General features: G+C 46.4%; 23 protein-coding genes and 1 pseudogene. 17 read left to right on the top strand and 7 right to left on the bottom strand.

The genetic code is table 11. The features are described 5' to 3' along the window. The first annotated feature begins 471 nt into the window (after window positions 1-471). The 9 genes from acnB (at window position 472) to NLZ44_RS12310 (ending at window position 7,839) form a co-directional block, all read left to right on the top strand. Window positions 472-3,084 carry a bifunctional aconitate hydratase 2/2-methylisocitrate dehydratase gene (acnB, locus tag NLZ44_RS12350; protein ID WP_315662614.1) on the top strand — a complete coding sequence of 871 codons (2,613 nt, stop codon included), beginning with the start codon at window positions 472-474 and terminating at the stop codon, window positions 3,082-3,084. 141 nt (window positions 3,085-3,225) lie between these two features. Beyond that, window positions 3,226-3,309, top strand: a complete 84-nt coding sequence (locus tag NLZ44_RS12345) for a hypothetical protein (RefSeq protein ID WP_348636214.1) — start codon at window positions 3,226-3,228, stop codon at window positions 3,307-3,309. 31 nt (window positions 3,310-3,340) lie between these two features. After that, the gene (locus NLZ44_RS12340; protein ID WP_008051417.1) at window positions 3,341-4,018 is read left to right on the top strand and encodes a ParA family protein; all 678 of its coding nucleotides are present in this window, start codon (window positions 3,341-3,343) and stop codon (window positions 4,016-4,018) included. Between the two features lie 2 nt (window positions 4,019-4,020). Beyond that, window positions 4,021-4,536, top strand: coding sequence for a hypothetical protein (locus tag NLZ44_RS12335; protein WP_493749969.1), 516 nt, complete (start codon window positions 4,021-4,023; stop codon window positions 4,534-4,536). A gap of 8 nt (window positions 4,537-4,544) precedes the next feature. Continuing rightward, complete coding sequence (locus NLZ44_RS12330; protein ID WP_493749968.1) at window positions 4,545-4,991, top strand: restriction endonuclease; 447 nt, start codon at window positions 4,545-4,547, stop codon at window positions 4,989-4,991. Window positions 4,992-5,135: 144 nt separating this feature from the next. Beyond that, window positions 5,136-5,381 (top strand): DUF2442 domain-containing protein, encoded by a 246-nt coding sequence (locus tag NLZ44_RS12325; protein WP_493749967.1) that lies wholly within the window; start codon window positions 5,136-5,138, stop codon window positions 5,379-5,381. Window positions 5,382-5,614: 233 nt separating this feature from the next. Next, a complete protein-coding gene (locus NLZ44_RS12320; RefSeq protein ID WP_493752990.1) occupies window positions 5,615-5,698 on the top strand; it encodes an element excision factor XisI family protein in 84 nt (27 codons plus the stop codon). Between the two features lie 48 nt (window positions 5,699-5,746). Next, window positions 5,747-7,597 (top strand): P-loop NTPase family protein, encoded by a 1,851-nt coding sequence (locus tag NLZ44_RS12315; protein ID WP_493749966.1) that lies wholly within the window; start codon window positions 5,747-5,749, stop codon window positions 7,595-7,597. Between the two features lie 26 nt (window positions 7,598-7,623). Beyond that, window positions 7,624-7,839 carry a type II toxin-antitoxin system HicB family antitoxin gene (locus NLZ44_RS12310; protein ID WP_493749965.1) on the top strand — a complete coding sequence of 72 codons (216 nt, stop codon included), beginning with the start codon at window positions 7,624-7,626 and terminating at the stop codon, window positions 7,837-7,839. Here NLZ44_RS12310 and NLZ44_RS12305 read toward each other — a convergent pair. From NLZ44_RS12305 to NLZ44_RS12295, 3 genes are read right to left on the bottom strand one after another with little or no spacing between them, the layout of a single operon-like run. Further along, window positions 7,836-8,243, bottom strand: a complete 408-nt coding sequence (locus NLZ44_RS12305) for a hypothetical protein (protein ID WP_493749964.1) — start codon at window positions 8,241-8,243, stop codon at window positions 7,836-7,838. The genes NLZ44_RS12310 and NLZ44_RS12305 overlap by 4 nt on opposite strands. Before the next feature lie 36 nt (window positions 8,244-8,279). Beyond that, window positions 8,280-8,948 carry a response regulator transcription factor gene (locus NLZ44_RS12300; protein WP_493749963.1) on the bottom strand — a complete coding sequence of 223 codons (669 nt, stop codon included), beginning with the start codon at window positions 8,946-8,948 and terminating at the stop codon, window positions 8,280-8,282. Next, window positions 8,945-10,066: a sensor histidine kinase gene (locus tag NLZ44_RS12295; RefSeq protein WP_493749962.1), complete on the bottom strand. Its 1,122-nt coding sequence runs from the start codon at window positions 10,064-10,066 to the stop codon at window positions 8,945-8,947. Before NLZ44_RS12295 ends, NLZ44_RS12300 begins: the two co-directional genes overlap by 4 nt. Window positions 10,067-10,330: 264 nt before the next feature. On the opposite strand from NLZ44_RS12295, the gene kdpA reads away from it, so the two are divergent. The 5 genes from kdpA to NLZ44_RS12270 all read left to right on the top strand — a co-directional run bounded on the left by kdpA (window position 10,331) and on the right by NLZ44_RS12270 (window position 16,160). Next, window positions 10,331-12,007 carry a potassium-transporting ATPase subunit KdpA gene (kdpA, locus tag NLZ44_RS12290; protein ID WP_493749961.1) on the top strand — a complete coding sequence of 559 codons (1,677 nt, stop codon included), beginning with the start codon at window positions 10,331-10,333 and terminating at the stop codon, window positions 12,005-12,007. Window positions 12,008-12,049: 42 nt separating this feature from the next. Next, entirely contained in the window at window positions 12,050-14,140 is a 2,091-nt protein-coding gene (gene kdpB / locus NLZ44_RS12285; protein WP_493749960.1) for a potassium-transporting ATPase subunit KdpB, read from the top strand. Window positions 14,141-14,209: 69 nt separating this feature from the next. Beyond that, window positions 14,210-14,401 carry a potassium-transporting ATPase subunit F gene (locus NLZ44_RS12280; RefSeq protein WP_493749959.1) on the top strand — a complete coding sequence of 64 codons (192 nt, stop codon included), beginning with the start codon at window positions 14,210-14,212 and terminating at the stop codon, window positions 14,399-14,401. Between the two features lie 63 nt (window positions 14,402-14,464). Then, the gene (gene kdpC, locus NLZ44_RS12275; protein ID WP_493749958.1) at window positions 14,465-15,034 is read left to right on the top strand and encodes a K(+)-transporting ATPase subunit C; all 570 of its coding nucleotides are present in this window, start codon (window positions 14,465-14,467) and stop codon (window positions 15,032-15,034) included. Between the two features lie 31 nt (window positions 15,035-15,065). After that, window positions 15,066-16,160, top strand: a complete 1,095-nt coding sequence (locus NLZ44_RS12270) for a universal stress protein (RefSeq protein WP_493749957.1) — start codon at window positions 15,066-15,068, stop codon at window positions 16,158-16,160. A gap of 44 nt (window positions 16,161-16,204) precedes the next feature. Here NLZ44_RS12270 and NLZ44_RS12265 read toward each other — a convergent pair. Continuing rightward, a pseudogene (locus tag NLZ44_RS12265) lies at window positions 16,205-16,315 on the bottom strand (QueG-associated DUF1730 domain-containing protein); the annotation flags it as partial. A 94-nt stretch (window positions 16,316-16,409) separates the two neighbouring features. On the opposite strand from NLZ44_RS12265, the gene NLZ44_RS12260 reads away from it, so the two are divergent. Genes NLZ44_RS12260 through NLZ44_RS12250 form a run of 3 tightly spaced genes read left to right on the top strand, consistent with a single transcriptional unit; the run spans window position 16,410 to window position 18,047 of the window. Beyond that, the gene (locus tag NLZ44_RS12260; protein ID WP_493749956.1) at window positions 16,410-17,033 is read left to right on the top strand and encodes a nucleotide-binding protein; all 624 of its coding nucleotides are present in this window, start codon (window positions 16,410-16,412) and stop codon (window positions 17,031-17,033) included. A gap of 26 nt (window positions 17,034-17,059) precedes the next feature. Further along, window positions 17,060-17,581 (top strand): hypothetical protein, encoded by a 522-nt coding sequence (locus tag NLZ44_RS12255; protein WP_493749955.1) that lies wholly within the window; start codon window positions 17,060-17,062, stop codon window positions 17,579-17,581. 4 nt (window positions 17,582-17,585) lie between these two features. Continuing rightward, on the top strand, window positions 17,586-18,047 hold the full coding sequence (locus NLZ44_RS12250; protein ID WP_493749954.1) for a restriction endonuclease: 462 nt from the start codon (window positions 17,586-17,588) through the stop codon (window positions 18,045-18,047). A 163-nt stretch (window positions 18,048-18,210) separates the two neighbouring features. Here NLZ44_RS12250 and queG read toward each other — a convergent pair whose 3' ends face one another. From queG to NLZ44_RS12235, 3 genes are all read right to left on the bottom strand, one after another. Next, window positions 18,211-19,140, bottom strand: a complete 930-nt coding sequence (gene queG, locus NLZ44_RS12245) for a tRNA epoxyqueuosine(34) reductase QueG (RefSeq protein ID WP_493749953.1) — start codon at window positions 19,138-19,140, stop codon at window positions 18,211-18,213. Between the two features lie 77 nt (window positions 19,141-19,217). After that, window positions 19,218-19,649: an ATP-binding protein gene (locus tag NLZ44_RS12240; RefSeq protein ID WP_006625179.1), complete on the bottom strand. Its 432-nt coding sequence runs from the start codon at window positions 19,647-19,649 to the stop codon at window positions 19,218-19,220. Continuing rightward, complete coding sequence (locus tag NLZ44_RS12235) at window positions 19,639-21,321, bottom strand: SpoIIE family protein phosphatase (RefSeq protein ID WP_493749952.1); 1,683 nt, start codon at window positions 21,319-21,321, stop codon at window positions 19,639-19,641. Before NLZ44_RS12235 ends, NLZ44_RS12240 begins: the two co-directional genes overlap by 11 nt. Between the last annotated feature and the right edge of the window lie 85 nt (window positions 21,322-21,406).

The following is a 21,406-nucleotide window of genomic DNA, read 5'->3' as shown; positions in this document are numbered from 1 at the left end:
CAAAAAGTTCTAAAAACCAGATAATTGGCATCGTAATCACCTAATTAATCAACCATGGGATTTACCCAGGCATCAACAAGTGCCAAAGCACCTAATTAATCAAGACATTTCCGGGATTTACCCAGTGACAAATAGGCTCCCAAAGCAGATAATGATAAGCGATCGCCGTAAGTTTACGGGGCTATTTTCCGGGTATTTACCCAGTCAAAAACAGTCAGAAAGAGGAGGTCATGAGAATTGGAGGGAGGACGAAGGCGAGAATGTTGTCTAAAATACAGTTTTATGTAACTAGATATTATCCTACTCATCTAGTTTCCGATAGAGTAAGGGGGGAAATCAAATGATAGATGTTGAAAGCCCACCAGTAGAAAGCATGAGATGGAATCAGAAGGACAACGGATAAATTGTCCTAGCCATTTTTGATGGATTCTAGGTAGCATAAAATAATCAAACGAAAAGGAGAACAGAAGAATGATAGAAGCCTATCGTCAACAGGCTGCTGAACGCGCCCAACAGGGAATTCCGCCATTGCCCCTAACTGCGGAGCAGACATCGGAACTGTGCGAACTGCTGAAAAACCCACCGGAAGGGGAAAAAGAGTTTCTGATGGAACTATTGCGCGATCGCATTCCCCCCGGAGTAGACGAAGCCGCCTATGTAAAAGCCGGATTTCTGACAGCGATCGCCAAACGGGAAATCAGCAGTCCCCTCATCTGTCCCCAAGGAGCGATCGACCTACTAGGTACAATGGTAGGGGGTTATAACGTGCAATCCCTGGTAAGTTTCCTGAAGTCTTCCGACTCCAACATTGCCAGCGAAGCAGCCAACGCCCTAAGCAAAATCACCCTAGTATTTGACGCATTCAACGACATTCTAGCCCTGTCAGATATCAACCCTTACGCCAAACAAGTCCTAGACGCTTGGGCTAACGCCGCCTGGTTCATTCGCAACCCGAAAGTCCCCAAAGCCATAACCGTCACCGTCTTCAAAGTCCCTGGGGAAACCAACACCGACGATCTTTCTCCCGCCCCCCACGCCACCACCCGACCAGACATACCTCTGCACGCCCTAGCCATGCTAGAGTCAAGGATGCCCGAAGGTATACAAACCATCGCCCAACTGAAACAAAAAGGCTACCCTGTAGCTTATGTTGGGGATGTAGTCGGGACTGGTTCATCCCGCAAATCTGCCATTAACTCAGTCCTGTGGCATATTGGGGAAGATATCCCCTTTGTACCCAACAAACGGCGGGGAGGCTATATCCTAGGTGGAAAAATCGCCCCCATTTTCTTCAACACCGCCGAAGACTCTGGCGCATTCCCCATAGAATGTGATGTCAGCAAAATCGAAACCGGGGATGTGATCACCATTCACCCCTACAAAGGCGAAATTACCAACCAAGCCGGGGAAGTGATTTCTACCTTCACCCTGAAACCGGAAACTATCCTAGACGAAGTACGCGCCGGGGGTCGGATTCCCTTGTTAATTGGTCGCAGCCTGACCGACAAAACCCGGGAAGCAATGGGACTAACCCCCAGTGAACTTTTCGCCCGTCCTGCTATCCCAGAAGATACCGGAAAAGGCTTTACCCTAGCCCAAAAAATGGTTGGGAAAGCCTGCGGACTACCGGGAGTCCGTCCAGGTACCTCCTGCGAACCGATAATGACCACCGTAGGTTCCCAAGACACTACCGGACCCATGACGCGGGATGAATTGAAGGAATTAGCTTGTTTAGGGTTTTCCGCTGACCTGACCATGCAGAGTTTCTGTCACACCGCAGCCTATCCGAAACCAGTGGATATCAAAACCCACAAGCAACTACCCGACTTCTTTGCTACCCGTGGCGGTGTCGCTTTGCGTCCGGGAGATGGTATCATCCACTCCTGGCTAAACCGGATGCTGTTACCCGATACGGTGGGGACTGGCGGCGATTCTCATACCCGTTTCCCCTTGGGTATTTCTTTCCCCGCTGGTTCGGGTTTGGTGGCTTTTGCAGCCGCTTTGGGGGCGATGCCTTTGGATATGCCAGAATCGGTTTTGGTGCGCTTTAAGGGGCAATTACAGCCGGGTGTGACGCTGCGCGATATTGTTAATGCTATTCCCTGGGTGGCGATGCAGCAAGGTAAGCTGACTGTTGGTAAGGAGAATAAGCAAAATGTCTTCAATGGCCGGATTATGGAGATGGAAGGTCTACCTGATTTGAAGGTGGAACAGGCTTTTGAGTTGACTGATGCTACTGCGGAACGTTCCTGTGCTGGCTGTACGATTAAGTTGGGGACTGAGACGATTTCTGAATATTTGCGATCGAATGTAGCCCTAATGCGGAATATGATTGCTCGTGGATATCAGGATGCTCGGACTTTAACCCGTCGCATTGCCAAGATGGAACAATGGTTAGCTAATCCTGAGTTGATGGAAGCTGACGCCGATGCTGAGTATGCGGATATTCTTGAGGTCAATTTGGATGAGATCGTTGAACCTATTGTGGCCGCACCTAATGACCCTGATAATGTGAAACTGATGTCTGAGTGTGCGGGTGACAAAATCGATGAGGTGTTTATCGGTTCTTGTATGACTAATATCGGACATTATCGCGCTGCTGCTAAGGTGTTAGAAGGGGCAGGTCCGGTGAAGGTGCGTCTGTGGATTTGTCCGCCTACCCGCATGGATGAACAACAACTTCGGGAAGAGGGGGTTTATGGTACTTTTGCGGCTGCTGGGGCGCGGACGGAAATGCCTGGATGTTCTCTTTGTATGGGAAATCAAGCACGGGTGGAAGATAATACAACGGTATTTTCTACTTCGACTCGCAACTTTAATAACCGTATGGGTAAGGGGGCTCAGGTGTATCTGGGTTCGGCTGAATTGGCGGCGGTTTGTGCTTTGTTGGGTCGCATTCCCACGGTTGAGGAATATATGGCGATTATCACCCAGAAAATCGACCCGTTTGCGGGGGATCTTTACCGCTATTTGAACTTTGATCAAATTGCAGGGTTTGAAGATGAGGGTCGGGTTATTCCTATTGAGCAAATGCCGAAAATTGAGGATGTTTTGGGTATCCCGGCTGGTGCGTTAAGCAACTAGGTTGTCTAATGGTGGGAGGGCGATCGCGCCTTCCCCTCTTTGGTGTAGGATTGTGGGGAGGCGATCGCGCCTTCCCTATTATCGCCCTAAATACACTTGACCTAGGGCGACTTTGAAGCCACTAAGTTGTTGAGGGAAGGTGTGCCGCCGGAAGATATCGTGTTTGCATTTCACGATCCGGAGACTCGCAAGTTGACTCAGTTTACTTTATTTGGCTATAATTAAGCGAGTCAATGAGCATGGGGGAAGCTAAAAATTGATTATTCTGTGTACCCATAATAAAGGTGGGGTAGGAAAAACTACGTTAGCCGTCCATGTAGCAGGTGTATTGCTCAATCGGGGAGACAGTGTACTTCTAGTTGATTGTGACGATCAAGCCGACCTTTGGCAATTTTTTGCGCGCGACGAGAGTTCGCCAAATCAATATGATTCATACTCTCTGGTTGATAGCGGAAGTAGTACGGTTATTTATAATGAAGAACGTAAATCAGTGAAAAAACAAGCTCAATCTTACAGTCATATTGTTTTAGATATCAAATCCCCTAAAAGCGATACGGTTAGGGCAATTGTTGGAAACGATCCGGATTTAATTTTAATCCCTGTCAACACATCTCAAAGGGAAAGAGCAATTAAACAACTTCCTAATATGCTAGATCTGATATCTCAGCTCAGATCTACAGCCGGTTATATGGCACAAGTATCAATCGTACCTTTGGGTATACCAAGGGAGTTAGTAGAGAGAGAATTATCTCAAATCAAGGCAGAGAAAAAAAACCAGTTTTGGCAGATAGCTCTTCCGATGGAAGAGCTACAAGATGAAATGCAAACGGCTATTTATCAAGAAAGACAGTATATTTGGGAATACGAAAATCACGAAAATTTATATGAATATTTTTCCGATTTATTAAACATTGACTCAATTGAGAGGGTATAAAAATGACGAAAAACCACCAAAAGCAAACTGTTCCAAATATCAAAAGTGCAATTAATAAAGGAATTCTAGAGTCAGAAAAGGAGGGACCAAACAAGCTACAAGATAAAATTTCCTATAAATTGACAAAATCAGAGGCAGAGAAAATGACTGAATTGGGTCAGTTTGTGAGAGGTAAGACTGAAAATTTTCCCAACTTTGCCATCAGTTACGTCCATTTTATGGATACAACAATTAAGAAACAAGAAAATCGGGATTTGATAGATAAATGGAAGAAGAGAAAATCAGAAGAGTGTCAAAATTTTCAAGAAGAGTTAAAAGCAACTTCAGCCGATATTGGCAATTCAAGAATCAAACAAGAAAAGTACAATAAGGATTTTCTTCCCACTCCTGATATAGATCAGAAGCTCCGAGAATTAGAAATGACTGAAAAAGTGAATGAATGTATTTTTTTGGGCATCAAATTAATGCATGAAAACTTTATTGAAAATGCTCTCAAATCTTTTCAAAAAGCGAGTTGATAGACAATATGAATCCTTTAGTACAGGGAATAATTGAATCTGAGCAAGCAGTCAAGCAAGATTTAGGGCGACGTTTTGCCGCTCACCTTGGTTTGAATCCAGGGCCACCCGGAAAAGATGGCGGAATTGATGGTTATGGGGTACTTGGTAACAAACAAATCTATTTTCAGTGCAAACTTTATCGTACTGCTTTAGATGCTTCGTTTACTGCTGATTTTTGCGGTAATTTGATGATCAACAATGCAGATATTGGCATTATGTTGTCAGGGGTTGGTTATACAGCAGGATACTTAAACCGTTTACAAGAATTTCACAGAAATTATCCCAATATAACTACCCATCTTCTAAAGCTGGAAGATATTTTTTCAAAAACAGATATTTTCAAGAAAGCTCAACTAGATTTGCCAGAACTTCGAGATTTGAGCAATGGAGCATGGTATAAACTCAATCAATAAGAAATGATCATCTCCAAATATGCGATCGCAATTCATAGGATAAAATTAAGGATATTTTCTGATATATTTGTTTCAGTGCAATGGAGTTGCGTAAAATAGAGAAAATTGTACAAGACAACCGGGAGATTTTATTGGGGGTTTTACATGAATAATTCGGCGGTGAAAGATGTCTCGTTTGATGAGGATTCGATAACAGTTTTTTTGATGGACAGCCGTGCGATTTCGGTTCCTTTGGTTTGGTATCCGAAGCTATACCATGCCACGCCAGAACAGCGAGAGGCTTGGGAGATTTGTGGCGGTGGATATGGTTTGCATTGGGAAGACATTGATGAGGATTTGAGTACGGAGGGGATGTTGCGGGGTGCTCCTGCACCAAGGGCTAGGAGTTAAAGGATAAAGGATATTTTTGCGGTTCCTGCGAATGTGTTGAGCAACTATGTTGTAGAATAGTAGAGTAGGCGATCTGACTGACTCTGCCTGTCAATCAGAGGCAAGTCCCTTAAATCCCCCTTGGCAAGGGAGACTTTGAAGACATCCATCAATATTTTACTGCTATATTATGGATAACAATCGGATACTCTAAGATAGAATGGAAAAGTCACCTCGCTTTTTTACTGTCGTTGATGGAGGGTGTACCGAAGGAGGATATCGTGTTGGCGTTTCACGATCCCGATACTCGCAAGTTGACCGAGTTTGCTGTAGCTTGAAATGGTAATTTTAAATTGATGCAATGAGTTTAGATAAGGATCATTAATATGGCACGAAAAAAGCAGAATCAAGATCCTGATTTCATTCAACTCTCAATAGAGTATTTTCTTCCAGAATATTCTGGCAATTCACTTGACTCAAAAAAACCAGAAATATCGAAGACTACTTCCGATCAATCTCAACACAGACCTGGAAAACAAGAAAGAGTCCAAATTGACCAAGATGATATTGTCAATTTAGAAACAGAATCTACCGAAATTTATACAACAAATAAAAAGCAAATAGATCAAGATTTATGGTTGCCGGAAACCTATGAAGATATCATTAATAAGATAGGGAAAGACAATGCCAGACTGTCGGAACTAATTCTGCCTTTGCCCAAGTTTGAAAAAATGATTGTTCAGGTGCTTGCTGACATAGGAAGCGCCGGATATTTACTTTTTTTGTATGGACTATCTGGAGTGGGAAAATCAACTTTTATTAGTTCGTTAGAGTGGTCTAAACATATTCCAATCAAACAGATAGTACAAATCGATGCATCTGAATTAACCTTTCAAGAAACTGAGAAATCTAAACTCAACTTATTAATTAAATGCATCAGGAATGAAGCTGAAAAATTTTTCTCGGAAAACGAAAGAGATGGCGATAGATTATGTATTGTGATCGATTATTTGGAGAATCTTAATGATGAACAAGAAAATGATATTTCAGGATTTTTCCGTGATTTAAATGGACTTCTCCGTAAAAATGGTATCCTGATTATATGGCCGATTACGGTTGAAAATGATCTCAAAGAAATGCAAAAATCTGCCGAAAGCTTTTCAAGCACAATGTTTAACGGCAGAATACCATTTGTTAATTTTACGGGGCCTTCACTCGATGAATATCCACAGATTGCAAAAAAAACAATAATGTTTTTTAATAATGGCAAAAATTGCTATGAATTTCAATTAACAGACGATGATTTTGAAGCATCAAAAAAAGATTACCAAGAAAAATCTGCAAATAAGCACTTAATTAGGGATTATCTAAAAGATGTCAAGAGAAAATGGGAAGAAAGAAGTAATTATATATCCCGAATCAACGAAAAAATACCCAAACCAACTGAAGTATGGTTTATTTTTTCTTATCCTGAAGCCGAAAGTGTAGTATCACAGTTTGCACGACGTACTCCAGATGCTCTTTATGAAATGTGGAATGCTGACTACAAATCTCTTTATGCATACATCTCTGATCATAATCAAAGAAAAGCAGATTGGACAGCAGGGCGTCTTACTCTTGCACTCAGTAGTCCAATGTTGACGACTAAAATCATGTATTTACCGACCAATGCTTTAATAAGCTGCATTGCTGCTTATGCTGAGAAAGCAAATGTTCCCATCACAAAGGAAGAATTCTTAAATTCATATAAAGTTAAAAATCACTATTGTCGACCGGCTGCTGCACAAACGGCACTATCAAGTACACCGTTATGGTTACAGTTGTCTGGAAACAAAGGACCCGGAGGAAAACGGAGAAGCGGATCTATACTAGCCGGTTTGAAAAATGCAACTCCAGCATTTGAAAAAATCAATGAAGATATCTCTGAAAAAAAAATCAGCGATCAGCGCTTTAATAAAGCAGTTTGTCTAGCTCTAAAAGATTTATACTCACAAAAACAAAAAGAAATGGTTTTGGATTTTAAAAAAGAAATGGTTTTGGATTTTAAATCGGAAGTATTTCATCCTAATTTAAAAAATATCAGACCGGATATTTTGATTTCCACCAACGAGAAAATTATTTGCTTGGAGTTATGTTACTCAAACAACAATACTCCTGGCAATATTGCCGATTATGTGTTGAGAAAGCTAAACACATATATGAAACAAATGGAAGAAAATTTTGGTTTATCTGTCTGATTAATTGTTTGACGACCATAAGAAAAATGAAATACACGATCGCACTTCAATGGTCAGAAGCGGACGGCTGCTTCGTCGTTTTCCTTCCCGACTTTGAAGATGTCATGCAACCCGTCACCCACGGCGATAGCTACGAAGATGCACTCAAAAACGCCCGGGAAGTCCTGGAAATGTTGATCGAGTCGAGTCGTTCGGAAGGGAAGCCGTTACCGCCAGTTAAACCTACTTTTCAAACTGTTTAGTTTTTGATGCGATCGCTCGTTTCCGATGCACCCTCGTACAAGCCAATCAGCGGATCGGCATCTGTCTGTGATACGGGAGGACGATGGGTTTGCAAGTATTGCTCGATCGCTTCTTCGAGTAACGATTCCAAGGTTTTGTGCTGTTCGAGGGAAACCTGCATCAGTCGCGTCAGGGTTTCCGGTCGGGGCTTCCAGTTCAGTACAATTTCGAGCATGACATGGGTTAATATCAATAGAATTATTGTAGAGCAGTTTTCCCCGATCCACCGAAAGCGATCGCACCCCCGAAACCCAACAGCCCAGAAGTGCGATCGCGGATTTTTTACACCATTTCGACCGGCGAGGAGTCGAACACCAAAATAAACGAAGTCTGGTAAATCGGGCGTTTCAAGCATTGCCGACATGATACGCGATCGCACTTCAACAGAAAGCCGTACTTCTCAGGAATTGAGCATACCATTTTGCATGGCAAGGATAACAGCCTGGGTGCGATCGCGCACATCCAACTTTTGCAAGATAGCGTGAACATGGACTCTGACGGTACCGGATGCGATATAAAGGGCATCGGCAATTTCCTGATTGCTTTTGCCCTTAGCCATCAGAGCCAGAATTTCTTGCTCACGCTTTGTCAGAGGTGGCAGGTCAGAGGCGGTATCGTTAGACTCAGGACTCGAATCGGAGATCTCGAAAGCCGCTTGAATTTCTTGAGAGGCGATCGCATCCCACCAGGTAGCCCCGGCGACGACCGAGCGAATTGCCAGGACCAAAACCTCGGCAGCGATGCCCTTGACGCAGTAACCCTGAGCCTTAGCTTCAATCAGACGAGCAATCAATGCCGGTTGATTGTGGGAGGTGAGGGCGAGTACCGGGAGAGTGGGATGCTGCTGCTTAATCTGGCGACAGGCTTCAATGCCGCCGATACCGGGCAGACCAATATCTAAAATCACAACGTCGAAGGTCTGCTGGTTAACTAAGGCAATAGCCGTTTCGCCGTCGGTGGCCTCAGCCACAACGTGCAGGGTGGGTTCTTCCTGAAGGCGAGTCGATAGCCCCAGACGAAACAGTTCGTCGTCTTCGACCAAGAGAATATTAATCGATTTACTGTTCATGAACGATTAAAGGCACGTAAGATCAAGCTATCATCCTGACCCCGCCACTGGGCGGGAAGGCGAAAGGCAAATATCACCCCCTTGGGCTGACGCAACTCAGCCCAGATCGTGCCACCATGGGCTTCAATAATTTGGCGACTCAGATAAAGTCCTAACCCAGTACCCTTGGTTTGCCGATCGCTGTGACCTTGGTAAAACCGATCAAACAAATGGGTGATTTCATCGGTGGGGATGCCCTGGCCCTGGTCAAGTACCTGAACTTGGCAATCATCCCCTTTCTTTTGAATAACCACTTCCACCATTGTTCCCCGTAGGGAATGGTTAATGGCATTGGCGATGAGGTTGCTCAGTACCCGCTGTAACTGGAGAACGTCGGCATTGACCCAGCAGGACTGACGAAAGTCTGACCCACCCTGATGCAGATGAATATGCACTTGCCGAGAGGCAGCCAACATGGTGAGTTCCATGATGGTGTCCTCTGCCAAAGCCACCAGATCGACAGCAGTTGGGTTGAGCTGAAGACCCTCAGCGTCGTTGCGGTAGACATCCATCAGGGTTTCGACCAGTTGCAAGGTGGTTTGATGGCTGCGGGTCATGATGGTGATGGCCCGACGCTGGGCGGAGGTGATCGGACCAAACTGCTCTGTGTCTAGGGCGTGGAGGGTTTCTATGGCTCCTAGGAGAGGGGTTTTCAGGTCGTGGGTTAGGGTTGAGACAAAATCTTCTCGCATACGCGCCAACTGGGTTTGAGCCATGATTTGAGCGTGCTGGTGGGTGATGGCTTTTTCGTAGCGCTGAAGGCGATCGCTCATCCACCCGGTCACCACCAGAGCCATGACCGTAATACTGCGATTGGCGATCGTGACTGAGGAAATCGGCTCCAGACCGGGAATAAACAGATTGAGCAGGGTGAGCAAAACTGCGATCGTCGTCACCGATCGCGTTGCCACCTGCCCCAGTCGCCCACTAGCCAGCAACACCGCCCCAATATACAGGTAGCCAAATACATAGGGCGGCGGTGTGCTGTACTCCAGCACAATCACCACTGCAAATAGCGTCGCGATCAGCCAGTGAGTCTTTTTCCAGTCAGGTTTGAGTTTAAGTGGGGAGGCAGACATTACCAAGAACCGAAGGTAATTGTACATCTACAATAGCAAAAAATCCGCTAATTGTCAATCTATATTTAGGCATATTTTTACAGAGATTGGCAAAATCTATACCAAATGATATAGACCATTAATTGAGTGCCTAAACAGTTTTATATTTGGAGTTTATATAAGTGCATATAAATTTTGGCTAAACAGCCTTCTATACCTTGATTTTTGAGGAAAAAGCATCAAAATAGAGATATTCAAATTGTCTGTCCTAAATGATGGAATCCCATGCTACAAGGTTTTTTTCAAATCGCCCTAATGTTGGGTATTTTGGTAGCTGTTTCGCCCTTCCTCGGGCGCTATATGGCTCAAGTCTTCCTCGGTGAGAAGACCTGGCTCGATCCGGTAATCTCCCCCATTGAACGAGTCATATTTGCCGGTTCTGGTATCCTTAATAGCCGCAGCATGACAGGCGGTCAATACATTCAGGCAGTGCTGGTCAGCAACCTAGTGATGATCGTAGTGGTCTACATGATTTTGATGCTCCAGGGTGTACTGCCCCTGAACCCCACCGAGCTGGGTGCGCCCAGTTGGGATTTAGGTCTACACACCGCAATTTCCTTTACCACTAACACTAACCAGCAGCATTACTCCGGGGAAACCACCTACAGCTACTTTAGCCAGGTGGGGGGGCTGGGGTTTCTGATGTTTACCTCTGCAGCCACAGGAATTGCCGTGGCGATCGCCTTTATTCGCGGTCTAACGGGACGGCATTTAGGCAACTTCTACGCAGATTTAATTGTGTCGATCACCCGTATTTTACTGCCGATTTCAGTAGTGGGGGCGATCGCGCTTTTAATTGCCGGAGTCCCAGAAACCTTCGCCGCCCCAGCCCAAGCCACCACCCTAGAAGGAGCGACCCAGTTCATCGCTCGCGGTCCCGTTGCCCACTTTGAAATCATCAAAGAACTAGGGGAGAACGGCGGCGGATTCTTTGGCATTAACTCCGCCCACCCCTTCGAGAACCCCAACAACTTCACCAACCTACTCGAAACCGTCATCATGCTGGTCATCCCGGCCAGTCTGATTCTCACCTATGGCTACATAGCTGGCAACCCCAAACAGGGCTGGCTGATTTTCTCAATGGTGTTCATCATCTACGCCGTATTTATCATCATCACCGCCATTGGGGAATATCAGGGCAACCCCTTAGTCAACCAAGTCTTAGGTAGCTCACAACCCAACCTAGAAGGCAAAGAAACCCGCTTTGGTCCTTTCCTCACTGCCCTCTGGGCGGTTTCCACCACCGGTACCATGTGTGGTGCCATCAACGGTCTGCACGACTCTCTCATGCCCGCCGGGGGCTTTGTCACCCTCTCCAATCTGTTTTTGCAGATTGTCTGGGGCGGTCAGGGTACCGGCACCGCTTACCTGTTCGTCTTTTTAATTTTGACCGTCTTTCTCACCGGGCTGATGGTGGGGCGCACCCCCGAATTTTTAGGCCGCAAAATCGAAAAGCGTGAAATTGTCCTGTCCAGCCTAATTCTGCTCATCCATCCCATTGCCATTCTGATTCCCGCCGCCATCACCCTGGCCTTTCCCGAAACCCTGGCGGGTATTAGCAACCCCGGTTTCCACGGCATTTCTCAAGTCGTCTACGAATACGCCTCTGCTGCAGCCAACAACGGTTCTGGCTTTGAGGGGCTAAACGATAACAGTCTCTGGTGGAATCTCAGCGCCAGTGTTTCCCTGTTGGCGGGTCGCTATGTACCTTTAATTGCCCTAGTGTTTTTGGCCGAGGGCATGGCTCGCAAGCAGCCCGTCCCAGAAACAGCAGGTACCCTGCGTACCGACACCCCTCTATTTACCGGAGTCACTGCCGGTGCCATCCTCATCCTCGGCGCGCTCACCTTTCTACCGGTTTTGGTGTTAGGACCCGTAGCCGCTGGCTTCAACTTGGGATAACCTTTGACGCGCTAACAGATTAACCACCTAGCTTTATTACCCATGACACAATCTTCTGTATCCTCTAAACAACCTCGCGGACCGCGCCCGCCCCGGAAGCACACCCCTAAGTCCACGATCGCCGACCTCTATCAGCGGGCTTTAGTGGAAGCGTTCCACAAGCTAGAACCCCGGGCGGTGATTAAAAACCCGGTGATGTTTGTAGTTTGGGTTGGTACCCTGATTACCGCCATGCTGACCGTAAACCCCAATCTATTTGGATCTGATCGGAGCGAGGGAGCGGCTCTGTATAACGGGCTGATTACCTTGATTTTGTTTCTAACAGTGCTGTTTGCTAACTTCGCCGAGGCGATCGCCGAAGGGCGGGGCAAGGCTCAGGCCGATGCTCTGCGGTCTACCCAATCAGATACCATAGCCCGACGTTTGCAGCCAGATGGCTCCATAGAAACGGTGAGTTCAACTAGCCTGCGGCGGGGCGATCGCATCAAGGTCATCGCCGGAGATGTCATTCCCGCCGATGGTGAGGTCATCGATGGGGTAGCCTCCGTTGACGAGTCCGCAATTACTGGTGAGTCAGCCCCAGTCCTGAAAGAGCCCGGTTCAGATGTGGCCAGTTCAGTGACCGGCGGAACTCATATCATCTCTGACGAGTTGATCCTCAAAGTTACATCTGACCCCGGCAAAGGCTTTATTGACCGTATGATTGCCCTGGTAGAAGGGGCGGAACGTTCTAAAACCCCTAACGAAATTGCCCTCACGGTGCTACTGGCCGTACTCACCCTGGTATTTTTGATGGTGGTGGCGACCCTGCCACCCCCGGCTAATTACGCCAATAGCCCTGTCGGCATCACCATTCTGGTGGCATTGCTGGTGGCGCTAATTCCCACTACTATTGGCGGGTTACTGAGTGCGATCGGTATCGCTGGCATGGATCGGGTCGCCCAGTTTAACGTCGTGGCTACCTCTGGGCGGGCGGTAGAAGCCTGTGGCGACATCAACACTCTCATTCTTGACAAAACCGGTACCATCACCCTGGGAAATCGCCTAGCCGAAGAGTTTATCCCAGTTAACGGCTACAGTGAGGCGGAAGTGGCAACAGCAGCACTAGCCGCCAGCGTCTTTGATACCACTCCTGAAGGGAGGTCCATCGTGCGTCTGGCAGAAAAGCTCGGAGCCACAGTTCCCTTCGATAAAAGTAAAGCTGAAGGGGTCGAGTTTTCCGCTCGCACCCGCATGAGTGGCACTGATCTTTATGACGGTGGCGAAGTCCGAAAAGGAGCAGTAGATGCTATTCGTGGCTTTGTGCGCTCTCGGGGTGGCGAAGCGGACCCCGAACTTGACCAAGCCTTTGAGCGAGTCTCGCGCCTCGGCGGCACCCCTCTGGCTGTCTGCCAGGACAGCGACATCTACGGGGTGATCTATCTCAAAGACATCATCAAACCCGGCATTCGAGAGCGGTTTGAGCAACTGCGCCGTATGGGAGTACGCACGGTTATGCTTACCGGCGACAACCGTATTACTGCTTCCGTCATTGCTGAGGAAGCTGGGGTGGATGACTTTGTTGCCGAAGCGACTCCTGAAGACAAAATTCAGGTCATCCAAACCGAGCAATCTGAGGGTAAGTTGGTGGCTATGACTGGGGACGGCACCAATGATGCTCCTGCCTTGGCTCAGGCTAATGTGGGCGTTGCTATGAACTCAGGCACTCAGGCGGCTAAAGAAGCTGCCAACATGGTGGATCTCGACTCTGACCCCACCAAACTGATTGACCTGGTAACCATCGGTAAGCAGCTTTTGATTACCAGGGGAGCCCTTACTACCTTCTCCCTGGCTAACGATATCGCTAAATACTTTGCCATTATCCCGGCTATGTTTGCCACTGCAGGCATTGGGGCTTTGAATGTCATGGGTCTGAGCAGCCCTCGCACGGCTGTACTGTCGGCCCTAATTTACAATGCGTTAATCATCCCAGCCCTGATTCCTCTAGCCCTGAAAGGAATTGAGTTTCGCCCCCTCACTGCCAACCAACTGCTGCAACGCAACATCCTCATCTACGGACTTGGCGGCATCATCGCGCCGTTTATTGCCATCAAGGTGATTGATGTGGGGGTATCGGCAGTAACGGGGTTTTAATTGCCAATTTTCTAATGGGCAAAATCTCTAAATTTACGCCAATCATCCACTCTTTACAAAGTACCTCCGATGAAACCGACTCTTCCTAAAATCTTGCTGCTGGGTTTGTTATTAAATCTGGCGATCGCCCCTGCCCTCTATGCCGCCACTGACCAAAACATCACCCGTGGCACCGCTTATGCCTTGGGCTTATTGGGCATCATCGTTGTGGGCATGGCTATCTATTTAGCCATAGTCATTGTTCAGCCCGAGAAGTTCTAAGTACAACCTTAATCCCTATAAGCCTTTACCTTCTTAAACCCCTAAACCTCTCATAAATTCACCATGAAAGACCTCATCATCAGTATTCGCAGTCTCGCTACCCTCTGGGTCCTCACCGCTTTCCTCTATCCCCTGCTGATTTTCCTCATTGGTCAGGGCTTTTTCCCCTACCAGGCTAACGGCAGTCTTCTCACTAACTCTCAGGGCGAGGTGGTTGGTTCCGCGCTTATTGGTCAAACCTTTACCACTGACGATTATTTCTGGAGCCGTCCTAGTGATGTCAATTATAGTTCTGACGCGGAAGCTAACCCCACCGGAGTATCGGGAGGTAGTAATCTGGCTCCAGACAACCCGGAACTGTTGGCACGCATTGAGAACGAAGCCCAGGGTCTTCGTAGCGCCGGGATTGAACCGACCGCTGACTTACTTTATTCCTCCGGTTCCGGTCTTGACCCTCACATTAGCCCCCCTGCTGCTGAGGCTCAAGTTGAGCGGGTCGCCCTTGCCCGTGGCCTGTCTACTGACCAAGTGCGATCGCTGATTGCTCAAAATACTGAAGGCCGCTTCCTCGGTATTTTTGGGGAGCCTGGTATCAATGTTCTCACCCTGAACTTAGCCTTGGATAACCTGTGAATTAAAACTTTCTAATATTCCAAAACTCCCTATGTATCACCCCACCCAATCCCCCCAAAACCATCGTCGAGGTAAGCACAAAGTCTTTATCGGCATGGCACCGGGAGTCGGTAAAACCTATCGAATGTTAGAGGAAGCCCAACAGCTAAAGCAGGAAGGGTTTGATGTCGTCATTGGAATACTGGAAACCCACGGACGCGCAGATACCGCTGAGAAGGCAGTTGGCTTAGAGCAGGTTCCCCTCAAGCAGATCAACTGGCAGGGGCGCACTCTCACGGAATTAGATACCTCTGCTGTACTCGCCCGCTGTCCTCAGCTAGTCCTGGTCGATGAATTGGCTCATACCAATATCCCCGGCTCTGAACGACAGAAGCGTTACCAAGATGTGCTCTGGATTTTGGAAGCGGGTATTGATGTCTATTCCACTATTAATATCCAGCACCTAGAGAGCCTTAATGACCTGGTACACAAAATTTCTGGGGTGGTCGTGCGCGAGCGGGTACCCGATCGCTTACTTGATGAAGCTGATGAAGTCATCGTCGTAGATGTTACTCCTGAAACTCTGCAAGAGCGCCTTCAAGAGGGCAAAATCTATGCCTCTGCCAAGATTGATCGGGCTCTGCACAACTTCTTCCAACGTCGCAATCTTGTCGCTCTCAGAGAATTGGCGCTGCGGGAAGTGGCTGACAATATTGAAGAGAATGGCCGACAGAGCCATTCTCAGGGCTATTGCAATATCCAAGAACGGGTTCTGGTCTGTGTTTCAACCTATCCCAGTTCGATTCGGTTATTGCGACGAGGGGCACGCATTGCTAACCAAATGAATGGCCGTTTGTCTGTGCTGTTTGTGGCTCATCCTCATCAATTTCTTTCTAAATCTGAGGCACTCCACATTGAAACCTGCAAACGGATGTGTCAGGAGTTTGAGGGGGAGTTTTTGCGGGTGGAGTCAGATGATGTGGTGATAGCGATTCTTAATACTGCCGTTGAACAACACATTACCCAAATCGTTTTGGGGGAAACTCGACGATCTCGCTGGCAACTACTGATTAAAGGCTCTATTGTTCAAAGGTTAATGCGAGGTCTACCCCAGGTTGATTTACACATTATTGGCACTGACCACTGACCCAACAGCTCGATCGCCTAAAATTTAGCTACCTGCAGACAAGCGCGGTGATAATCTCGTCCCCAGCCATAGCGAGAAATTTGGGCATATTGTGGCTCATGTTTATGTTGATGTGGTGTATAATAGTTAATCGCAACACAAATAAGCGATCGCACCATCTTTCCCGCTATAATTGGGATAATCTAGTCTGTGCATGAGCCGGGGATAAGCGGAAATTTGATTATTCTCTGTACCCATAACGATGGCGGGGTGGGAAAAACCACGTTAGCCGTCCATATAGCGGGTGTCTTACTCAGTCGGGGAGATAGCGTCCTTCTCGTTGATTGTGATGATCAAGCAGACCTTTGGCAATTCTTCACCAAAGGTAAAACACCCACACAGTCCAAAGATTCAGAAAACCTAGAAAATAGTAAACTGATTTGGGATAAAGATAAAGGGCCACTCAAAGGAAAAGCTAATCCTGCTTATTTCGATCATGTCGTTTTAGATATTGATACCCCTCTTAAAAATACAGTTCAGGTGATACTGGGAAACGATCCAGATTTAATTTTGGTTCCCATCAATAAGTCTCAAAAAAAGAAGGCTCTGCGTAATCTTCCGAGAACTCTAAAAGTGATCTCGAAACTCGAATCTAAAAGCGGGTTCAACCCCAAGGTTATCATTGTACCTTTAGGTATACCAGCAGAATCAGTTGAGGATGTTGTATCCCGAATACCATCTGACGAAAAACCTCGAAACTGTCGAACTGCCTCGGAGATGCCAGATTTGCAAGATGAAATTCAAGATGCCATTTATGAAGATTATCAATATATTTGGGATGCGGAAACTCATCAAAATTTATACTCTTATTTTGCTCAGTTTTTAGAGGATTAACTATAGAACATATAGGATTCAAAAAAATGGTTGAAAACAATTCACAAAGCATGACCATAGAAGATGATGCGATCGCCCAAGGTATTCACAACTTTGAACGGATAAAAGACCAGGAAAATCAAAGGATAAAATATCAGTTAACCGAATCAGAAATTCAAAAAATCGTCGCGCTCTCCAAAGCACTGAGGACTGGAACTCAACAGTTGCCAGATTGGGCGATCAGCTATATTCATTTTGTCGATCAGCAAATCCAAGCAGAACAAACACAATCCCAAAAAGACTTGGCAGAAAATTGGACAAAATGGAAACAAAAACAAATCGAAAACTATCGACATGATTTGAATACTCAACAAGACATGATGAGTAATCCAGCTCAACAGAGCAGATATCATCGATCGCTTGAACTAAATACAGAAATATCTGATAAACTGGAAGCATTGGGCATGAAAGAAAATATCGATGAATGTATTTTTCTGGGAATCAGTTTAATGTATGAAAATTTGCTGGTAGGTGCAACTTTGCCGATTGTCAAGCACAAACAAGTTTAGAGATATGGATTATTTGGAAATAGATGCTTTAGTTAATGGCTACATTGCTTCTGATGAAGCAGTCAAGCAAGACTTGGGGCGACGTTTTGCCGCTCACCTTGGTTTGCATCCCGGTTCCCCAGGAAAGGATGGCGGAATTGATGGTTATGGGGTACTTGGTAACAAACAAATATATTTTCAATGCAAACTTTATCGCATTCCTTTAGATGCTTCATTTACTGCGGATTTTTGTGGTAATTTGGTGATTCACAATGCAGATATTGGCATCATGTTATCGGGAGTTGGCTACACCCAAGGATATTCGGATCGTTTACAAGCATTTCACGATAATTGTCCGGTAACGATTGCAACTCACTTGTTGAAACTGGAAGATATTTTTGCCGAAACTCTGGCTTTTCAAAAGGCTAAATTAGATTTGCCAGAACTTCGAGATTTGAGCGATGGGGAATGGTCTAAAATTAGATGATATCTGCCAGGGTCAAACTCAACTCCGGAAACCAGAATAATGACACTCGCGCCATCAGATATGAAACAGCTTGACGACCCCGACTATTTACAATAGCTGGAGCGGAAACTCAGTTATCATTAAAAGTATTTCCGGCCCATTGTCCATATCCGATCGCGGCCATTTATGATCTCATGTTAGCCTGAGCATTACGCCGCCACATATAGGGCTTAATTCGGCGCAAAGCTGAGGCGGTGAACCTCTCACTCCAGGTCTCATCAGAAATAGTGGCTAATTCTTCTAAAGTCGGGGCTAGATTTTCCGGATAGGGATTAAAGGCGGCTTCTTTTGTGGGTTTAGCAAATCTTTGATTCCATGGACAAACATCCTGACAAATATCACAACCTGCCACCCAATTATTAAGATTGGTTTCTATTTCTGGGGGCAAGGTTTCGGCTCGGTTTTCTATGGTATGATAAGCAATACAGCGGTTGGCGTCTACGACAAAAGGTTGAGCGATCGCATTAGTCGGGCAGGCTGACAAACAGCGAGTACAAGTGCCACAATGTTCTGTATGGGGGCGATCGTACTCTAAGACCAAATTAGTTAACACCTCTCCCAGAAATACCCAAGAACCGTAATTTCTAGTAATGAGATTCCCATTTTTAGCAATCCAACCCAACCCCGCCCGTTGCGCCCATAACTTATCCTGAATCGGTCCGGTATCAGCATAATAGCGGGCTTCGATATGTTCACCCTGCTGTTTTAACCACTGACAAAACTGCTTTAATTTCTTATGCAAAATGCGGTGATAATCTCGTCCCCAGCCATAGCGAGAGATTTGGGCATATTGTGGCTCATGTTTATGTTGATGTGGTGTATAATAGTTAATGGCAACACAAATAAGCGATCGCACTTCCGGCATAACTAGGCGAATATCCTGACGTTTAGGATTATCCATCCAAGCCAGATCCGCCTGATATCCTGCCTTTAACCATAGACGCAACCCTTCCACCTCTTCAGGGGTTGATGTGGCTGGGGTAAAGCCGACCTGATCAAAACCTAAATCTAGGAGATATTGTTGAATTTGAGAACGGTCAACAGAAGCAGCCATCAGAGAGAAAAAGTGAACAGTTCCAAGTGATTAATCATCGAGCCAATGCCACCCTAGGGGGGGGTGGGGTTAGAGTGTCAAGACGAGGACTCCTTAGAACCCAAACTAGCCTGTAACTCCAAACAATTACGGCCATCAGTTTCAAGTTTATAATCAACCCGATCCATTAGGCGCTTCATAATCAACCACCCATAGCCATGTACTGGCTTATCTTCCGGTAACGGTGGTTCATAATCACTCATCTGATACCCCTTACCCTGATCCCAAATTTCCAGGCGAATGTCACCCTGATCAAGTTCTAGGCGAATAATCACCGGAAGTTCAGGCTGATCGCGGTGAGCATGGCGAATGACATTAGAATAGGCTTCAGCTAGGACTAGGCGAAACCGATTCGACTGACGGGGCCAATCCACCGAGTCCCCTAACTGGACTTCCAAACTGCTTAATAGCCAGTGTTCAACAACTTCTAAAAACCGAATATCGCTCGGCACCTGTAACTCAGTGATCATCTGTTGACACAACCTCCAGAGAGAGTATGGTTTGATCGTCCTCCTGAACCGGATTTTGTTCACGGATGGAAGCCAGTAAAGCCTCTAAATTTAATAGGCTAGTTTGTTGTTTTAGGAGTTGCCATAACCCCTCCTGTTGCAGCATGGCACGAGCGGAATTACCATCATTGCCTTGTTGTAGCACAGTAGCCTCTGTAATTCCATCACTGGTAAGTAAAAATACATCCCCAGGGGACAAGACACGACTACCTACTTTTCCGCGCCAGACCGGAAGAATCCCTAAAGGAATACCCCGTTCCTTGAGAAAAATCGGCTCAACTGTGACATTCCCATGACCATTAAGGTTTTGTTGTTGGAGGGTACGATGATCCCAAATCAGGGGGTAGATATGTCCAGCGTTAGCATAGGATATTTCTCCTGTTGCGGGTGTGTAGCGAGCCAAAACCATGGTAATAAAGTGGTTATTGCCAATCAAATCATCAGATAAGATGCTATTAAGATTGTGCATTACCTGTTCTGGTTCTGGGGAGGTATCTTGAGAGAGTTCTCGGCGCAAGACAGAAATGGCACTAGCCATAAACAAAGCGGCGGGAACTCCCTTCCCGGAAACATCCCCCAAAGCCACCCAAATATCCCCCATAGAGTGGATATAGACCTCAAAGAAATCGCCCCCAACTTCTCTAGCTGGATAGCAGCAGGCTTGTAGCTTCAGATTGTCAAATTCCGGCCAACTTTGGCGGAGTAAATTCATCTGAATTTGACGAGCCACCTTTAACTCACTCTGCATTTGCTCGGCGAGTTCTAGGGTACGTTGATATAGTCTAGCTTGAGACAGGGCGAGAGATGCTTGTTCGGAAACTACTTCTAGCAGTTGAATGTCCTCTTCGGACCAGGGTTGGTCTGCGGCATGGCGGTAAACGGCTAAAACCGCTAACAGGTCGTGTTGATAGGTAAGGGGAACAACAATTTGGCTGATGCTATCATCTCCCTGACCGCCTTGGGTCTGGGTTTGACGGGTTTCTACAGCGGCTTGCATCAAGGCTATGGTATTTTCGGGTTCCGGGTGCGACTCACCTTGATAAGAGAACTCCTGTTCTGACAAAGATCCCGATTCGATAGGTTTGACCTTACAAGCAAAGGCTTCAAAGGTTTCACCTACGGTATCTGCAATGGTTTGCAGCATACTTGCGTAGTCGAGAGACTCGCGCAAGGCAATTACCACATCATTGTATAGCCGCTCTCGTTTCAAAGACCGACGCAGGGCGTTAGTGCGCTGTTTAAAAAATTTATAGGTTTCGGAGGCCTGCTGAACAACGGTTCGCAGTTCCTCTGGATTCCAAGGTTTGGTGATATATTTGAAGACTTGACCGGAGTTGATAGCTTCGACCAAATCTTCGACATCAGTATATCCGGTCAGCAAAATACGGATAGTGTCGGGAAAGCGTTCAACGGTTTTACCGAGAAACTCTGTCCCATTCATTTCAGGCATCCGCTGATCGGAAATGATAATAGCCATTTCTCCCTCTTGATCAAGAATCTCGAGGGCTGTTAGGGCGCTATCGGCTTTGTGGACTTTGAAATCACGGCGAAACGTCCTGAACAGCAGGTCTAGGTTATCGGGTTCGTCATCGACGACCATTAGTTTCAGTTTGCGACCTTCTCCCCGACTCATGCTCTACGTTTCTCCTAGATCAATCAGGCATCTTAAACATCTTACCGAAAAACTGGGTTTAAAGTCTCATTAAATAATCTGCTCT

The organism is Arthrospira sp. PCC 9901, from assembly GCF_059013425.1.
Note: the sequence above shows the minus strand (reverse complement) of the source record. Positions and strands in the feature narration are given on the sequence as shown.

What these genes read in the sequence shown, in the direction of transcription:
- acnB (WP_315662614.1), top strand. Translation starts at nt 472, where the DNA reads ATGATAGAAGCCTATCGTCAACAGGCTGCTGAACGCGCCCAACAGGGA.
- NLZ44_RS12335 (WP_493749969.1), top strand. Translation starts at nt 4,021, where the DNA reads ATGACGAAAAACCACCAAAAGCAAACTGTTCCAAATATCAAAAGTGCA.
- NLZ44_RS12330 (WP_493749968.1), top strand. Translation starts at nt 4,545, where the DNA reads ATGAATCCTTTAGTACAGGGAATAATTGAATCTGAGCAAGCAGTCAAG.
- NLZ44_RS12325 (WP_493749967.1), top strand. Translation starts at nt 5,136, where the DNA reads ATGAATAATTCGGCGGTGAAAGATGTCTCGTTTGATGAGGATTCGATA.
- NLZ44_RS12320 (WP_493752990.1), top strand. Translation starts at nt 5,615, where the DNA reads ATGGAGGGTGTACCGAAGGAGGATATCGTGTTGGCGTTTCACGATCCC.
- NLZ44_RS12315 (WP_493749966.1), top strand. Translation starts at nt 5,747, where the DNA reads ATGGCACGAAAAAAGCAGAATCAAGATCCTGATTTCATTCAACTCTCA.
- NLZ44_RS12310 (WP_493749965.1), top strand. Translation starts at nt 7,624, where the DNA reads ATGAAATACACGATCGCACTTCAATGGTCAGAAGCGGACGGCTGCTTC.
- NLZ44_RS12305 (WP_493749964.1), bottom strand. Translation starts at nt 8,243, where the DNA reads ATGTCGGCAATGCTTGAAACGCCCGATTTACCAGACTTCGTTTATTTT.
- NLZ44_RS12300 (WP_493749963.1), bottom strand. Translation starts at nt 8,948, where the DNA reads ATGAACAGTAAATCGATTAATATTCTCTTGGTCGAAGACGACGAACTG.
- NLZ44_RS12295 (WP_493749962.1), bottom strand. Translation starts at nt 10,066, where the DNA reads ATGTCTGCCTCCCCACTTAAACTCAAACCTGACTGGAAAAAGACTCAC.
- kdpA (WP_493749961.1), top strand. Translation starts at nt 10,331, where the DNA reads ATGCTACAAGGTTTTTTTCAAATCGCCCTAATGTTGGGTATTTTGGTA.
- kdpB (WP_493749960.1), top strand. Translation starts at nt 12,050, where the DNA reads ATGACACAATCTTCTGTATCCTCTAAACAACCTCGCGGACCGCGCCCG.
- NLZ44_RS12280 (WP_493749959.1), top strand. Translation starts at nt 14,210, where the DNA reads ATGAAACCGACTCTTCCTAAAATCTTGCTGCTGGGTTTGTTATTAAAT.
- kdpC (WP_493749958.1), top strand. Translation starts at nt 14,465, where the DNA reads ATGAAAGACCTCATCATCAGTATTCGCAGTCTCGCTACCCTCTGGGTC.
- NLZ44_RS12270 (WP_493749957.1), top strand. Translation starts at nt 15,066, where the DNA reads ATGTATCACCCCACCCAATCCCCCCAAAACCATCGTCGAGGTAAGCAC.
- NLZ44_RS12255 (WP_493749955.1), top strand. Translation starts at nt 17,060, where the DNA reads ATGGTTGAAAACAATTCACAAAGCATGACCATAGAAGATGATGCGATC.
- NLZ44_RS12250 (WP_493749954.1), top strand. Translation starts at nt 17,586, where the DNA reads ATGGATTATTTGGAAATAGATGCTTTAGTTAATGGCTACATTGCTTCT.
- queG (WP_493749953.1), bottom strand. Translation starts at nt 19,140, where the DNA reads ATGGCTGCTTCTGTTGACCGTTCTCAAATTCAACAATATCTCCTAGAT.
- NLZ44_RS12240 (WP_006625179.1), bottom strand. Translation starts at nt 19,649, where the DNA reads ATGATCACTGAGTTACAGGTGCCGAGCGATATTCGGTTTTTAGAAGTT.
- NLZ44_RS12235 (WP_493749952.1), bottom strand. Translation starts at nt 21,321, where the DNA reads ATGAGTCGGGGAGAAGGTCGCAAACTGAAACTAATGGTCGTCGATGAC.